This window comes from Streptomyces sp. BE303, from assembly GCF_036290945.1.
Taxonomy (GTDB): domain Bacteria; phylum Actinomycetota; class Actinomycetes; order Streptomycetales; family Streptomycetaceae; genus Kitasatospora.
Window position 1 is genome coordinate 1 of the sequence record NZ_JAQYWZ010000301.1, and the last position, 13604, is coordinate 13604.

Below are 13604 nucleotides of genomic sequence, written 5' to 3' on the forward strand. Positions count from 1 at the left end.
CACAGCGGCCTTCGCGTCAAGTCCTGTGCCTCTTGGTCGAGTTCAGGATCACGCGAAGGCCGCTCCCGTGTCCCGTGATCACCCGGACGAGTGATCACCGAGTCGGCCTGTTCGAGCCCGATGGATAAATCACAAGGTCAGACCAGGTGGTCGAACTCGCCGGCCTTGGCCGCGAGGAGGAACGCACGGAGCCTAGTGGCATCACTCGTCAGCGTTGTGCCCGGGTCATCGGACTCCCGAACATGCCTCAGGCCGTCAGCACCTCGGGCCAGTTCGAGGCAGTTGTCAGCGCCGTCTGCGCCGCTGAAGGAAGACTTCTGCCAGGACAGGTGGAACATCGGACGCCTTTCAGGTCTGCAGCAGGTAGAGGAGATGTTGGACCAGGCCCCAGGAGTCTCGCGAGGGGAGTTCACACAAGTCTCTCCGCCCGTCGACGGCAGGCAAGGCGTTGTCGGCCAACCGCTGGAACGCGTGGCGATAGTCGCCGACGTCCGTCGGATCGCCGAGATGTTCGGCCCGTTTGGGGCCGGAGAGAACGATCGTGGAGAGGTCGGAGCATCCCGGGTCGCAGACCAGGAACGAAGCCGAGATCGGTCCGTGCTTCGGGGCGGTGAACGGCAGCACCTGGATGGTGACGTTGGGCAGTTCCGCCACGTCGAGGAGGTGGCGCAGTTGCGCCCTCATCACGGCATCCCCGGCGAAGCGCATGCGTAGAGCTGCTTCGTGGATGACGAACCGGAACTGCCGATCCTTGCCATCGGTCAGGATCCGCTGCCGTTGCATGCGGAAGTCGACCGCTGTCGAGATGTCCCAACTGGCGCCGGCCCTGTAGGCATCCTCGTAGATGGCCTCGGCATACGCGGGAAGTTGAAGCAGCCCGGCGATGTACAGCGTGTCGTAACTGTCCAGCCGAACGGACCGGTCCTCCAGCTCCGCGAGATCGAGAGCAAGGTCCGGGACCTTGTTGGCGAAGGCGCTCCACCAGCCCTTGCCCGAACCCCGCCCCATGTCCGCGAGCCCGGCGCGATACGCCGGATCCTCGCAGCCGTAGGCGTCCAGCCACACGCTCAACCGCTCCTGGTTGAGGCTGATCCGGCCCGCTTCCGTGTGGCTGACCGCCGGGCTCTTCATTCCCACCAGCGCGCCGGCCTCCGGAGCCGACAAGCCCGCAGCCGACCGCAGACGGCGAAGCTCGTCTCCGAAGCGGCGCTGCCGCTGGCTGATCTCTCCCCTGAGCCCCACAGCGTTCCTTCCCTCTCCCCGAAGTGTTCCGCATCGGCGCGACCCGCCGCCACCGGCGGCCCGTCACCCACAAGGGTCAACCTTGCCGTTTTGGTTGCAACAATATGACTCGCAACCCTACTGTCAGTGTTGCACCGATCACACGGCGGAGCGTCAGTAACGCCTGTTTCCAAGGCAGTAGGCGCCTGCTGCCTTCACGCACCGCAGAGCACCCGGGTCCGGTCCGGCCTGGCTCACGGCGACGCACGTCGACTCCTCTCCTCCCCACCTCTCCCCTCGGAGGTCTGCCATGCGCACCTTCAATCCGCCCGACTGGTCGGCCGCCCGCAACGAGCTGCGCGCCGCCCTCACCTCCTCCGGCTGACACCCGGACGCCGTCCACGATGCCGAACTCGCCCTCCACGAGCTCTACTTCAACGCTTGGCGGCACGCCGACTGCCAGGCTCCCCTCGTCATCGTCGTCCTCCTCCCCCGTACCCTCCGCGTCTGCGTCTGCGACGACAGCCCCGCCCTCCCCGAACCGCGTATCTCCGCCGACCCCTACGAGGTGTCCGGCCGGGGCCTCCACCTCGTCCGCGCCCTCACCCACCGCTTCGGCGCCGACTCCCGCAAGAACGGCAAATCCGTCTGGTTCGAACTGGACGCCGCCGCGTGAACCACGACCGCACCCCCCTCACCCCCCACGACCCCGTCATCCGCACGTACACCGAGCCCGAGGTCACCGCCCTCCTCGCCGAACTCCACGAACTCGGCCGCCCCTTCGGCATCCAGTGGGGATCCGCCGCCACCCTCCCCGGCGCCGTCGACGGCCGCCTCCTCGTCGACTTCGGCAACGCCCCCGTCGCCACCCTCCTCAACCTCCTCCACCTCCTCCGCTCCACCGAAAGGAACGACCCCCCGTGGGACTCCTGATCCCCCTCGTCACCGAGGCCGTCCACACCGAGCGCACCACCGTCGCCCACGTCACCGTCGAGACCGTTCCCGACGCCCCCTCCAACTCCGCCTCGCCCCCGACCTCGACATCCACGCCGCCCCCGGCGAGCACCTCGCCGTCCCCCTCACCCGCGACCAGGCCGAGGACCTCCTCCACGCCCTCGCCGCCCGGCTCGGCCACCGCCTCCTGCGAATCCAGCGGTGAGGCCCGGCACCGTCGACTACCTGGTCGGCGCGGCCTTCGCCGTCCTCCTCGCCCTCGCGATCACCACCGTCGCCCTGGGCGTCATCACCGCCCTCAAGGTCCACCGCGAACCGGCCGACGACGAGCCCGACAGGCGCATACCGCGCTGATCCCGCCCCACCCGCACGGCGGCTGCCGCCCCAGCCGCCGCCCACCACCGCGCAGCCGCACCCGCACCCGCACCCGCACCCGCACCCGCACCCGCACCCGCACCAAAAGTCGACACCACCGACTTCCCACTCCGACCCGTGCACCGTCCTTGACGTGCCTACGGGCGAAGTCCCATAGTCCGTACACATGTTCCCCACCGCACATCGCCGGACGACGCGCCGACTCCTCTCCAGAGCCGCTGCGCTGCCGGTGTGCCTGTACGCCGCGGGAATCTGGGAGAGCCGCTCGGGCGGACACCTGCTCGTCGCCGACGCCTTCGACCGCCCGATACTGCTGATCAGCTGCTCGCTCGCCCTGCTGGTGCTCGCCGCCTGCTTCATGAAGCCCGGCCGCGACCGCATCGTCGCGGCGCTCTTCACCGTGCTCGTCTGGATCACGGTCATGATCGGCGGCGTCCTGCTCCAGGGCCTGCGCGTCACCGAGACGATGAGCCGCGAGCAGGCCCCGGACCGGCCCGACCGGGCGCTCGTCGTACGCCTCCAGGCCGATCCGGGAGGCGAGACCGAGAGCCAGTACTGGTCGATCCTGGTCGAGGCCGGCACCGGCTGGTGCGCCCGCCGGTGGACCGTCCACGAGATGGCCGGGCAGTACCCGGGCTACGGAGCGTTCAAGTCCGCGACGTGGACGGGCCCCGACCGGATCACCGTCACGACCGACATGCACGTCAAGGTGTTCAGCCTGTCCGCGGGCGACGGCCACCCCCTGCCGGCCCCGGACACCCCCTGACCCCTCCGGAGGACGACGAACGCCCGGACGCGAGCCCCGACCGCACGCGGATTGCATCCTTGCCACCCGCGCCCCGCCTCACGACGACGCGGCGACCGCCCGGGGTGCGGCCGGGCCGCGGGACGACTGCGTCCGGCTCAGCACCAGGCTGGTGGTCGTGCTCCCGAACTGGGCCAGCTCGTCGACGATCTCCTCAAGATGCGCGAGCGACGTGGTCGCCACCTTCATGACGTAGCAGTCGTCCCCGGTGGTGCGCAGGCACTCCAGGATCTCCGGACGCTCCCCGAGCAACCGCCGCAACGGCTCGTGCCGCGTCCCCGGCCCCGGGTACTTCAGCCGGACCACGGCGTGCACCGGGTACCCGGCCCGCTCCAGGTCGACCTCCGCCCGGAAGCCCGTGATCACCCCGACCGACTCCAGCCGCCGCACCCGCTCCGTCGTCGCCGACGCGCTCAGGTTCACCCGCCGCGCCAGCTCCGTGAACGCGACCCGGCCGTCCCGCTGGAGCTCCACCAGGATCGCCCAGTCCGTCGCATCAAGGCTCTCGGTCATCCGCCCAGGCTACCGACGGATCGGTTGCCGACGGATCCACGGCCGAACCACCCCCGGACAGGCCGAGATCCCTCCGGCCGGAGCCGGCGCCACCGCGCGACCCCGCACCGCCCGGCGGCCCTACGCCCCCTCGTGGACCCGCGCCAGCAGGGCCATCAACTGCCGCTGCTCGTCCGGGTTCAGCGGTGCGAGCAGCTCCTCGTTGGCCGCCTCGGCCAGGGCCGCGCAGCGGGCGAGCACCGCCGCCCCCTCCGGGGTCACCGTCACCGCGTTCTTCCGCTTGTCGGCCGGATCCGGGGACCTCAGGACGTATCCCGCCCGCTGGAGGTGGTTGAGGATGCCGACCATGTCCTTGGGGTCGACGGCGAGCAGCCGCCCCAGGTCGGCCTGGGCCACCGGGCCGTACTCGGCGGTGGCGGCCAACGCCGCGTGCTGCATGAGCCTCAGTCCCTCCCCGGCGATCGCGTCGGCGACCAGGCCCCGGCCGCGCGCCGCGACGCGACCGGCGAGCCAGCTCGGCAGGGACTGGAGGTGCTGGAGGGGCGAGGTCATGGTCCCAGGCTACTCGGGTTTTCATTGGACTTCCCCATGACTTTCGTCCTATCGTTGGAACATCCAATGACTTCAGGCCGGGAGGTCCTGTGCTGCGCATCCGCCACGACATCGACGACGGCCACACCGCGCTCCGCGCCGAGGAGGCCGCCGCCCCCACCCCGGGAGCCGGGGAACTGCTGGTCCGGGTCGAGGCGGTCGGCGTCACCCTGCCGACCGTCCGCAAGGTCCGCGAGGGCGGCGGGCCGGTCCCCCTCGGCGGCGAGGTCGCGGGGCGGGTCGTCGCCACGGGCCCGGGAGACGGCGCACCCGGTGGCAACGCCGCCTTCGCCGTCGGCGACCACGTCACCGGGCTCTGCTTCGCCGACGCCTACGCCGAGTTCGCCGTCCTGAACACCGCGATGGCCTCCCGGATCCCCGACGACGCCACCGCCGTCGAGGCCGTCGCCCTGGTCCGCAGCGGACTCGTGGCGTGCGGGGCCTACGAGTCGGCCCGCGTGGAGCCCGGCGAGTCCGTCCTGGTCACGGCCGCCGCGAGCGGGGTCGGCACGCTCGCCCTCCAGTACGCCCGGGCCGGCGGAACGGGCCGTGTCGTCGCGGCCGTCGGCAACCCCGCCAAGGACGACTTCGTGCGCGGCCTCGGGGCCGACGAGGTGGTCCACTACGACGACGCCGACTGGGGCGCCCCGTACGACGTGATCCTCGACGGCGTCGGCGGCGACCTGCTCGCACCCGCCGTCCGCGCCCTCGCCACCGGCGGCCGGCTGGTGGCCTACAGCTCCGGCGGCGGCACCGTCGAGGCGTACGAACTCCTGCTCCGCGGCGCGTCCCTGATCGGCTTCCAGATGCGCGCCGTCGCCCTCGGCAAGCCGGACGTCCACGCCCGCCGGCTGCGCGAGCTCTGGCAGCTGCGCGACGCGGGCACCCTGCGCCCGGCCGTCCACGCCGAGATCCCCCTCGCCGAGGCCGCCCGTGCCCACGCCGTCATCGAACAGCGCCGCAACCTCGGCAAGGTCGTTCTCGTGCCGTAGCCGGGGGCGCGGGCCCCCGGAGAGTGGTGGTCCCGAGCCTCGTCCCGGCGCCGCCCGCGGCCGGGACGAGCCCGACGCCGCTACGACACGAAGCCCACGACGCCGAAGCCCGGACGCGCCTCGACGTGGCGCAGCCACTTGATGACGTCCATGACGGCCTCGACCACCTCCGGCTCCAGCGGCGGCGCGTGCCCCTGCCGCTTGGTCTCCTCGAACTCCTCCAGGGCCCGCAGGCACTGCTCGTGCGTCCACTCGCCGCAACCCGGCAGGTACGAGGACGGAACGGGCGCGGGCAGCCCGGAGTAACCGAACTCGGACACGGACACGGCGGTGATCCTCAGCGCCTTCAGGCCCTCGTCGACGACGGACAGCCAGTCGCCCTTGAACGGGCTGAAGGAGGAGTTGTCCAGGAAGGACCCGGTCAGGCCGCAGAGACGCTTGTAGGCGTAGCCGTACTGGAACGCGTGCTCCCTGTTCTCCACGAAGGGCCCGGCGTGCACCACGGCGTGCAGCGCCTCGTAGGCCGTCGGGGCGCCGGCCTCGATCTCCGACTCGAACCATTCGTCGTCCGACGCCAGGTCCGCGCCGAAGCGGTCCTTGACGACCTGGAGCAGCTGGTCGTCACCGGAGCCGACCAGGGCGCGCGTGGCCTCGGGGTCCAACAGGTACACACTCAGGGAGGAGCTCATGGCACGACGCTATCGCCGAGGACCGACAGCGGAACCACACCGGAACCACACCGGAACGGCAGCGGATCGCCCGGGACGCCGTGCCCGGCCGGGCACGGCGGGCGCGCCGTCCCCGTGCGGTCGGGCACCCCGCACGAGACGTCGGACCGGCCGACTTCCCACTCCGTCCGCACGCCAACCTCCGGGGCGACCCTGAGGAAAACCCGGAGGCCGGGTCGCCCTGCGAGGGGAAGGACGTCAGGGGCCGGATCGGCTTGCGGGCTGAGGTACCGGCCGGGAATCCGGCGGAGCATGGAGGTACGCCAGCCGGAGGGACCGGCCACCGGCGCCACAGCAACGGAGTACGCCATGAGCCGCCTCGCCCGCCCCCGCCACAACCGCGTCATCGCCGGCGTCTGCGCCGGGATCGCCGAGCGGTTCGGACTCACCCCGTGGACCGTCCGCGCGATCTTCCTGGTCTCCTGCCTGCTGCCCGGCCCGCAGTTCCTGATCTACCTGGCGCTCTGGCTGGTACTCCCCCAGGAGCCGTGACCGCCCCGCCGGGGACGGCCACCGCGAACCTCCCCGGCGAGAGCACCAGAACCACCGGCCAGGACCACCGGGACCACCACCACAGGTCGACCACGGCGAACGGGCCGCTCACTCCGGGGGGAGTGAGCGGCCCGTTCGCCGTGCGCGGGTGCGGAGCGTCAGCCGCCGAGGCCCGGGAGGAGCCCGGTGAGCCCGCCGACCGGGGTCTTGTCGAGGCCCGGGATGCTCGGAACGCCCGCGCGGTTGCCGGCCGCACCGGCGACCGGGGCGGTGGCCTGGCCCGCGCTCGGGGCGAGGGTGCCGAGGGTGTTGGCGACCCGGTCACCGCCGGGCAGCTTGGCGGCGGTGTCGGTGACGGCACCGGTGACGGCCGGGTTGGTCAGCGCGCCGGTCGGGAGCCCCAGGCCACCGGTGGCGGCGGGGGCGGCGGACGCGCTGCCGGCGCCGACGGCGGCGATGGCGAGGCCGAGCGCGGCGGTGCCGGCGGCCTTGAGAGTGGCCTGCTTCATGTGGTTGGTCCCCTTGGGTCCTCGTCGGTGGCCGACCGGTACGGCTGGCACGACGGGTTCCGTCCGCCACGGCCGGTCAGCATTGACTGGCACACCGTATTGATTGGATCGCACGAGGACCAAAGGCGGTTCACCCACACGAGTGGGTAGTCGGATGAACGCCAAATTCCTTGCCCGAAAAGGGCGTTCAGGACGGGCCTGGAAGGGCGTTCATCCGACGAACGGCGACGGCGTCAGCTGCCGGCGCTGAACAGCCACTCGGCCTTGAGTTCGGCGTAGCCCGGCTTGATCACGTCGTTGATCATCGCGAGCCGCTCGTCGAACGGCAGGAACGCCGACTTCATCGCGTTCACGGTGAACCACTCCATGTCGCCCAGCGTGTAGCCGAAGGCCTCGACCAGGTGGCCGAACTCCTTGCTCATGCTGGTCCCGCTCATCAGCCGGTTGTCGGTGTTCACCGTGACCCGGAACTTCAGCCGGCTGAGCAGCCCGATCGGGTGCTCGGCGTACGACGTGGCCGCCGCCGTCTGCAGGTTGGAGGTCGGGCACATCTCCAGCGGGATGCGCTTGTCGCGGACGTACGCGGCCAGGCGGCCCAGCTGCACGCTGCCGTCCTCGTCGACCGTGATGTCGTCGACGATCCGCACGCCGTGGCCGAGCCGGTCGGCGCCGCAGCACTGCAGGGCCTCCCAGATCGACGGCAGGCCGAAGGCCTCGCCCGCGTGGATGGTGAAGTGGTTGTTCTCGCCCTTGAGGTAGTCGAAGGCGGCCTGGTGGCGGGTGGGGGGGTAGCCCGCCTCGGCGCCGGCGATGTCGAAGCCGACGACGCCCGAGTCGCGGTGGCGGTTGGCCAGCTCCGCGATCTCCTGCGAACGCGCGGCGTGCCGCATCGCGGTGATCAGGGTGCCGATCCGGATGCGGTGGCCCGCGGCGCGGGCGTTGGCCTCGCCGAGGCGGAAGCCGTCCTGCACGGCCTCGACGACCTCGTCGAGGGTCAGGCCGCCTTCGAGGTGCTGCTCGGGGGCGTAGCGGACCTCGGCGTAGACGACGCCGTCGGCGGCGAGGTCCTCGGCGCAGTCGGCGGCGACCTTGATCAGGGCGTCGCGGGTCTGCATGACGGCGCAGGTGTGGGCGAAGGTCTCCAGGTAGCGGACCAGCGAGCCGGAGTCGGCGGCCTCGCGGAACCACTCACCGAGCTCCTTGGGGTCGGTGGTGGGGAGTCCCTGGTAGCCGACGGCCGCGGCCAGCTCGACCACGGTCTCGGGGCGCAGTCCGCCGTCGAGGTGGTCGTGCAGGAGCACCTTCGGAGCGCGGACGATCTGATCGGCGGTGGGGATGCGGGGGCCGGCGCCCGCGATGGTGACGGGGATCTGCTTCTCCATTGCGGGAGTGTAGCTCCTACGCGCGTAGACGGGCCACCGTTCACCGGCCGAATCGGCCAATGTCCACCGGGAATTCCACCAAAGGGACGATCCGGGCAACCTACTCGTCGGTCGTCCGGACCGCCGCCCGCCTCAGTCGTGCTCCAGCAGCCGCCCCCGCCGCGACAGCACGAAGTCCCGGAACGCCGCCACCGGCGGGGTCATCGGCCGCCCCGCCGCCCAGGCCAGCCCGATCGCCCGCCGGGTGCGCGGCGCCGTCACCTCCAGCTCCACCGCCCCCGGCCGCGGCACCAGCGCCGGCGGCAGCAGCGCCACCCCCAGGCCGGCCGCCACCAGCCCGCGCAGCGTCTCCGCCTCCTCGCCCTCGAACGCGAGCCTCGGCACGAACCCCGCCTCCGCGCAGAACCCGTCCGTGATCGCCCGCAGCCCGTACCCCTGCTCCAACCCGACGAACGGTTCCTCCGCCACCTCCGCCAGCCGGATCCGGCGCCGACCCGCCAGCCGGTGGTCGGCCGGGACGACCAGGTGCAGCCGCTGCTCGTCCAGCCGGCGGGCCACCAGCGCCGGATCGTCGTCCGGCACCGGCGCGACCAGGCAGAGGTCCAGCTCCCCGGCCCGCAACCGGCCCAGCATCGCGCCGACGTAGTCCTGCACCAGCTGGAACCGCACCTGCGGGTACGCGGCCCGGAAGTCCCGGAGCAGCGCCGGGACCGCGTCCGTCCCCATGGTGTGCAGGAAGCCGAACGCCACCCGGCCGGTCGCCGGGTCCGCCTCCGCGCGGGCCGCCTCGGCACCGCGCTCGACCTCGGCCAGGGCCCGCTCGACCGAGTCGAGCAGCAGCCGGCCGGCCCTGGTCAGCCGGACCGTCCGGCCCTGACGGGCCAGCAGGTCCACCCCCAGCTCGGCCTCCAGCCGGGCCACCGCCCGGGACAGCGTCGGCTGCGGCATGCCCAGCACCGCGGCCGCCTGCGTCACGTGTTCCAGCCGCGCCACCGCCGCGAACTGGGCCAGCCTCGGGGCCAGTTGCGTCGCCGGAAGGTCCGGCCCCAACTCCGCGAGCCGGGCCGGGGCCCCGCTTCCCCCGTCGTCCTCCACGCCTGCACGCACCACCCTCACCGCCGCACGCTCGACTCATACCCGTAGGCATGCATTATCGACGTCTCATGCATTGGACGCATCATTCGGCCGGGCCTACGGTCGATCTCATGCAGCCCTCCAGTACCGGGGCGTCCGTGGCCACTCCGGACGCCCTCGCCCAGCCGACCCCGAAGACCGCCGCGGGACCGAAGACCGCCGCGGCCCAAGCGAACGCCGCCGCCCGGCAGGACGCCGCCGCCCGGCAGAGCACCGCGGCGCGAAGGTCCGCCGCCACCGCCGCAGGGCCGAAGATCGCCGCGGACGCCGCCACCAACGCCGCCACCGCGGAGACCGTCGCCGCCGCCACCGCCGACGACCGCCACCGCCCCGGGCAGCGCGCCTTCCGCCGCGCCAACCTCGCGCTGTTCGCCGCCGGTATCGCGACCTTCGTCCTGCTCTACTCCACCCAGGGCCTGCTGCCGGTCCTCTCCTCCGACCTCGACCTGACCCCCGGCCAGGCCAGCTGGACGGCCTCCGCCGCCACCCTCGGACTCGCCCTCGCCCTGCTCCCCGCCAGCGCGCTCTCCGACCGGTACGGCCGCACCGCCGTGATGACGGCGTCCGTCCTCGCCGCCTCCGCCCTCGCGCTGGCGCTGCCCTTCGCCCCCGACCTGACCACCCTGGTCGTGCTCCGGGTCCTCCAGGGCGCCGCCCTCGCCGGGCTCCCCGCCACCGCCATGGCCTACCTCGCCGAGGAGGTCCACCCCTCCGCGCTGGCCTCCGCGATGGGTCTGTACGTGGCCGGCAACAGCATCGGCGGCATGGGCGGCCGGCTGCTCTCCGGCTGGGTCGCCGCCGGCTTCGGCTGGCGCTGGGGCCTGGCGGCCTCCGCCGCCCTCGCGCTGCTGGCCGCGCTGGCCTTCCGGCTGCTCATCCCCGCCGCCCGGCACTTCGCCCCGGCCCCGGTGGACGCCCGCGCCCTGGCCCGCACGGTCGGCCGCCACCTGGGCAACCCGCTGCTGGTCCGGCTGTACCTGCTCGGGATGCTCTTCATGGCCGTCTTCGGCGCGGTCTACAACACCGTCGGGTACCGGCTGATCGCCGCGCCGTTCCACCTGCCGGAGTCGGTGGCCGCCTCGATCTTCGTCGTCTACCTGGTCGGCACCGGCACCTCGGCCGCCGCCGGCCGACTCTCCGGCCGGCTCGGCCGGCGCGGCGCGCTCTACGTCGCGATCGGCACCACCGCCGCCGGTCTGCTGCTCTCGCTCGCCGACTCGCTGGCCTGCGCGCTGCTCGGCCTGGTCCTGATCACCGCCGGCTTCTTCGCCGGCCACGCCACCGCGTCCTCGGCGGTCGGCCGCACCGCCACCGAGGGCCGCGCCCAGGCCTCCGCGCTGTACCTGATCGCCTACTACCTGGGCAACAGCCTCGGCGGCACCGTCGGCGCGGACGCCTACCACTCCACCGGCTGGCCGGGCGCCGCCGCCGTCGGCCTCGCCGCCATGGCCCTCGCCGCCGGGGTCACCCTCTACGCCACCCGCCGCGCCCACACCGCCGCCACCCTCCGGCGGGCCGAAGGTCTGCCGGGCGGGCTCTCCGCCCGGTAGCCCTCCCGGGTCCCCCCCGTCGGACGCCGCCACCGGATCACGCCACCGGATCACGCCACCGGGACCTGCCGATTCCGTCGCCGCCCGGCGGATACCTGACGTTCGCTGTCAGGTATCCGCCGTAGCTTTCCTCCCGTACGACCCGAACGACCCGTACGAGCAGAGGAGCGCACGATGACCGCCTTCGTCCTGATCCCCGGCATGCTGCACGGCGGCTGGTGGTTCCGGCCGCTCACGGACGGCCTGCGCGCCGCCGGGCACGAGGTGTACCCGCTGACGCTGACCGGGGTGGCCGAGCGCGGCCACCTGAACAACGGGACGGTCAACCTCGACACGCACATCCAGGACGTGGTGTCCGTGCTGGAGGCCGAGCAGCTCACGGACGTGGTGCTGGTCGCGCACAGCTACGGCGGGATGGTCGCCTCCGGCGCGGCCGACCGGGTGCCGGAGCGGATCGCCTCGCTGCTGTACGCGGACGCCTTCGTCCCGCGCGACGGCGAGTCGGCGTACGGGATCGTCGACGAGGTCTGGAAGCAGCGGTACCTGGCCGGCGCGTCCGCCGACGGCCTCACCACGGCGGGCCGCAACCCCGCGCTGGACCCGCGCGCCGGCGTCCACCCGCTGGCGTCCCTGCTGCAGTCGATCACCCTGACCGGCGCCCTGGACGCCGTCACCCGGCGCACCTACCTCCACGCCTCGGCCTTCGAGGAGAGCCCGCTCCTGGAGACCTTCGCGCGGCTGAGCGAGGACCCGACCTGGACGGTGATCACCCTCCCCTTCGGCCACGACCTGATCCGCGAGGCTCCCGAGGAGTTCCTCAAGGCCGCCCTCGCCGCCGCCGGCTGACGCCGGCCCGTGGACGCCCGCCCACCGGGGGCCCGGTGGGCGGGCGCGGGATCAGGCGATATCAGGCGATGCGGTCCAGCACGATCGGGTTCGGGGTGAACGCCGTGCCGGCCGGGGAGACCTCGACGCCGCCCGCGAGGGCCTCGACCGCGTACTCGAAGCGCTCGGGCGTGTCGGTGTGCAGGGTGAGCAGCGGCTGGCCGGCCACCACGGTGTCGCCGGGCTTGGCGTGCATCTCGACGCCGGCGCCCGCCTGCACCGGGTCCTCCTTGCGGGCCCGGCCCGCGCCGAGGCGCCAGGCGCTGACGCCGACGGCGTAGGCGTCCAGGCTGGTCAGCACGCCCGAGGCCGGGGCGGTGATGACGTGCTGCTCGCGGGCGACCGGCAGCGGGGCGTCGACGTCGCCGCCCTGGGCGGTGATCATGCGGCGCCAGTGGTCCATCGCGGAGCCGTCGCGCAGTGCGTCGGCCGGGTCCTTGCCGTGGACGCCGGCGGCGGCCAGCATCTCGCGGGCCAGCGCCAGGGTGAGCTCCACGACGTCGGCGGGGCCGCCGCCGGCCAGCACCTCGACGGACTCGCGGACCTCCAGCGCGTTGCCCGCGGTGAGGCCGAGCGGGGTGGACATGTCGGTGAGCAGCGCGACGGTGTTGACGCCCGCGGCCTTGCCCAGGCCGACCATGGTGCGGGCCAGCTCCTGGGCGTCGCCGAGGTTCTTCATGAACGCGCCGGAGCCGACCTTGACGTCCAGCACGAGTGCGCCGGTGCCCTCGGCGATCTTCTTGGACATGATCGAGGAGGCGATCAGCGGGATGGCCTCGACGGTGCCGGTCACGTCGCGCAGGGCGTACAGCTTCTTGTCGGCGGGGGCGAGGCCGTCGCCGGCCGCACAGATCACCGCGCCGGACGAGCGCAGCACGTCCATCATCTCGTCGTTGGAGAGCAGGGCGCGCCAGCCGGGGATGGACTCCAGCTTGTCGAGGGTTCCGCCGGTGTGGCCGAGGCCGCGGCCGGAGAGCTGCGGGACGGCGGCGCCGCAGGCGGCGACGAGCGGGGCGAGCGGCAGGGTGATCTTGTCGCCGACGCCGCCGGTGGAGTGCTTGTCGCTGGTGGGCTGGGCGAGGGAGGAGAAGTCCATCCGGACGCCGGAGCGGATCATCGCGTCGGTCCAGCGGCTGATCTCGCGGAGGTTCATGCCGTTCAGCAGGATGGCCATGGCCAGGGCGGACATCTGCTCGTCGGCGACCTCGCCGCGGGTGTAGGCGTCGATGACCCAGTCGATCTGAGCGTCGCTCAGCTCGTCGCGCTCGCGCTTGGTCCTGATGACGGAGATGGCGTCCATGGTTGCTCCATTGCTCCCGGGAGGGGGTTTCGGAAAAGCAGCGTTCAAAAGCGGCATTCAAAAGCGGCGTGCGGGGGTGCCGCACGCGGAAAGCATCGCGCGCAGGCGGCACCCGAAAAGCGAAGAGTGCCGCGAGTCGGCCCGGTCAGGGCCCACTCGCGACACTCTACGCG

16 protein-coding genes and 1 pseudogene are annotated in these 13604 nt (G+C 72.8%); 8 read left to right on the plus strand and 9 right to left on the minus strand.

Features of this window, described 5'->3' with window-relative positions; translation table 11 throughout:
* Nucleotides 1-137: 137 nt before the first annotated feature.
* Nucleotides 138-338, minus strand: a complete 201-nt coding sequence (locus PUR56_RS02845; RefSeq protein WP_329947713.1) for a DUF397 domain-containing protein — start codon at nt 336-338, stop codon at nt 138-140.
* A gap of 10 nt (nt 339-348) precedes the next feature.
* Nucleotides 349-1242, minus strand: a complete 894-nt coding sequence (locus PUR56_RS02850; RefSeq protein WP_329947714.1) for a helix-turn-helix domain-containing protein — start codon at nt 1240-1242, stop codon at nt 349-351.
* A 379-nt stretch (nt 1243-1621) separates the two neighbouring features.
* On the opposite strand from PUR56_RS02850, the pseudogene PUR56_RS02855 reads away from it, so the two are divergent.
* The 4 genes and pseudogenes from PUR56_RS02855 to PUR56_RS02870 all read left to right on the plus strand — a co-directional run.
* Nucleotides 1622-1897: pseudogene (locus PUR56_RS02855) on the plus strand (ATP-binding protein); the annotation flags it as partial.
* Nucleotides 1894-2154, plus strand: a complete 261-nt coding sequence (locus PUR56_RS02860; protein ID WP_329947715.1) for a hypothetical protein — start codon at nt 1894-1896, stop codon at nt 2152-2154. The pseudogene PUR56_RS02855 and the gene PUR56_RS02860, both read left to right, overlap by 4 nt.
* Before the next feature lie 222 nt (nt 2155-2376).
* On the plus strand, nt 2377-2529 hold the full coding sequence (locus PUR56_RS02865; protein WP_329947716.1) for a hypothetical protein: 153 nt from the start codon (nt 2377-2379) through the stop codon (nt 2527-2529).
* Between the two features lie 187 nt (nt 2530-2716).
* Complete coding sequence (locus PUR56_RS02870; RefSeq protein ID WP_329885291.1) at nt 2717-3316, plus strand: hypothetical protein; 600 nt, start codon at nt 2717-2719, stop codon at nt 3314-3316.
* Between the two features lie 78 nt (nt 3317-3394).
* Here the strand turns inward: PUR56_RS02870 and PUR56_RS02875 are convergent, their stop codons facing one another.
* On the minus strand, nt 3395-3868 hold the full coding sequence (locus PUR56_RS02875; RefSeq protein ID WP_329947717.1) for an Lrp/AsnC family transcriptional regulator: 474 nt from the start codon (nt 3866-3868) through the stop codon (nt 3395-3397).
* A 120-nt stretch (nt 3869-3988) separates the two neighbouring features.
* Nucleotides 3989-4420, minus strand: a complete 432-nt coding sequence (locus PUR56_RS02880; RefSeq protein WP_329885293.1) for a MarR family winged helix-turn-helix transcriptional regulator — start codon at nt 4418-4420, stop codon at nt 3989-3991.
* An 89-nt stretch (nt 4421-4509) separates the two neighbouring features.
* On the opposite strand from PUR56_RS02880, the gene PUR56_RS02885 reads away from it, so the two are divergent.
* Entirely contained in the window at nt 4510-5451 is a 942-nt protein-coding gene (locus tag PUR56_RS02885) for a quinone oxidoreductase family protein (RefSeq protein WP_443034426.1), read from the plus strand.
* An 80-nt stretch (nt 5452-5531) separates the two neighbouring features.
* Here the strand turns inward: PUR56_RS02885 and PUR56_RS02890 are convergent, their stop codons facing one another.
* On the minus strand, nt 5532-6140 hold the full coding sequence (locus PUR56_RS02890; RefSeq protein WP_329947718.1) for a DUF7691 family protein: 609 nt from the start codon (nt 6138-6140) through the stop codon (nt 5532-5534).
* A gap of 348 nt (nt 6141-6488) precedes the next feature.
* On the opposite strand from PUR56_RS02890, the gene PUR56_RS02895 reads away from it, so the two are divergent.
* The gene (locus tag PUR56_RS02895) at nt 6489-6671 is read left to right on the plus strand and encodes a PspC domain-containing protein (RefSeq protein WP_329885295.1); all 183 of its coding nucleotides are present in this window, start codon (nt 6489-6491) and stop codon (nt 6669-6671) included.
* A 158-nt stretch (nt 6672-6829) separates the two neighbouring features.
* Here PUR56_RS02895 and PUR56_RS02900 read toward each other — a convergent pair whose 3' ends face one another.
* The 3 genes from PUR56_RS02900 to PUR56_RS02910 all read right to left on the minus strand — a co-directional run bounded on the left by PUR56_RS02900 (nt 6830) and on the right by PUR56_RS02910 (nt 9612).
* Nucleotides 6830-7180: an ATP-binding protein gene (locus PUR56_RS02900; RefSeq protein ID WP_329885296.1), complete on the minus strand. Its 351-nt coding sequence runs from the start codon at nt 7178-7180 to the stop codon at nt 6830-6832.
* A gap of 233 nt (nt 7181-7413) precedes the next feature.
* Nucleotides 7414-8562 carry an adenosine deaminase gene (locus PUR56_RS02905; RefSeq protein WP_329885297.1) on the minus strand — a complete coding sequence of 383 codons (1149 nt, stop codon included), beginning with the start codon at nt 8560-8562 and terminating at the stop codon, nt 7414-7416.
* Between the two features lie 132 nt (nt 8563-8694).
* The gene (locus tag PUR56_RS02910; protein WP_329885725.1) at nt 8695-9612 is read right to left on the minus strand and encodes a LysR family transcriptional regulator; all 918 of its coding nucleotides are present in this window, start codon (nt 9610-9612) and stop codon (nt 8695-8697) included.
* 155 nt (nt 9613-9767) lie between these two features.
* Between PUR56_RS02910 and PUR56_RS02915 the strand changes: the two genes are divergently transcribed.
* Nucleotides 9768-11246: an MFS transporter gene (locus tag PUR56_RS02915; RefSeq protein ID WP_329947719.1), complete on the plus strand. Its 1479-nt coding sequence runs from the start codon at nt 9768-9770 to the stop codon at nt 11244-11246.
* A 174-nt stretch (nt 11247-11420) separates the two neighbouring features.
* Nucleotides 11421-12092: an alpha/beta fold hydrolase gene (locus PUR56_RS02920; RefSeq protein ID WP_329947720.1), complete on the plus strand. Its 672-nt coding sequence runs from the start codon at nt 11421-11423 to the stop codon at nt 12090-12092.
* A 61-nt stretch (nt 12093-12153) separates the two neighbouring features.
* Here PUR56_RS02920 and PUR56_RS02925 read toward each other — a convergent pair whose 3' ends face one another.
* Nucleotides 12154-13431 (minus strand): thymidine phosphorylase, encoded by a 1278-nt coding sequence (locus PUR56_RS02925; RefSeq protein ID WP_329885300.1) that lies wholly within the window; start codon nt 13429-13431, stop codon nt 12154-12156.
* Nucleotides 13432-13604: the final 173 nt, after the last annotated feature.

What these genes read in the sequence shown, in the direction of transcription:
- PUR56_RS02880 (WP_329885293.1), bottom strand. Translation starts at nt 4,420, where the DNA reads ATGACCTCGCCCCTCCAGCACCTCCAGTCCCTGCCGAGCTGGCTCGCC.
- PUR56_RS02925 (WP_329885300.1), bottom strand. Translation starts at nt 13,431, where the DNA reads ATGGACGCCATCTCCGTCATCAGGACCAAGCGCGAGCGCGACGAGCTG.
- PUR56_RS02900 (WP_329885296.1), bottom strand. Translation starts at nt 7,180, where the DNA reads ATGAAGCAGGCCACTCTCAAGGCCGCCGGCACCGCCGCGCTCGGCCTC.
- PUR56_RS02875 (WP_329947717.1), bottom strand. Translation starts at nt 3,868, where the DNA reads ATGACCGAGAGCCTTGATGCGACGGACTGGGCGATCCTGGTGGAGCTC.
- PUR56_RS02895 (WP_329885295.1), top strand. Translation starts at nt 6,489, where the DNA reads ATGAGCCGCCTCGCCCGCCCCCGCCACAACCGCGTCATCGCCGGCGTC.
- PUR56_RS02905 (WP_329885297.1), bottom strand. Translation starts at nt 8,562, where the DNA reads ATGGAGAAGCAGATCCCCGTCACCATCGCGGGCGCCGGCCCCCGCATC.
- PUR56_RS02870 (WP_329885291.1), top strand. Translation starts at nt 2,717, where the DNA reads ATGTTCCCCACCGCACATCGCCGGACGACGCGCCGACTCCTCTCCAGA.
- PUR56_RS02845 (WP_329947713.1), bottom strand. Translation starts at nt 338, where the DNA reads ATGTTCCACCTGTCCTGGCAGAAGTCTTCCTTCAGCGGCGCAGACGGC.
- PUR56_RS02920 (WP_329947720.1), top strand. Translation starts at nt 11,421, where the DNA reads ATGACCGCCTTCGTCCTGATCCCCGGCATGCTGCACGGCGGCTGGTGG.
- PUR56_RS02915 (WP_329947719.1), top strand. Translation starts at nt 9,768, where the DNA reads ATGCAGCCCTCCAGTACCGGGGCGTCCGTGGCCACTCCGGACGCCCTC.
- PUR56_RS02890 (WP_329947718.1), bottom strand. Translation starts at nt 6,140, where the DNA reads ATGAGCTCCTCCCTGAGTGTGTACCTGTTGGACCCCGAGGCCACGCGC.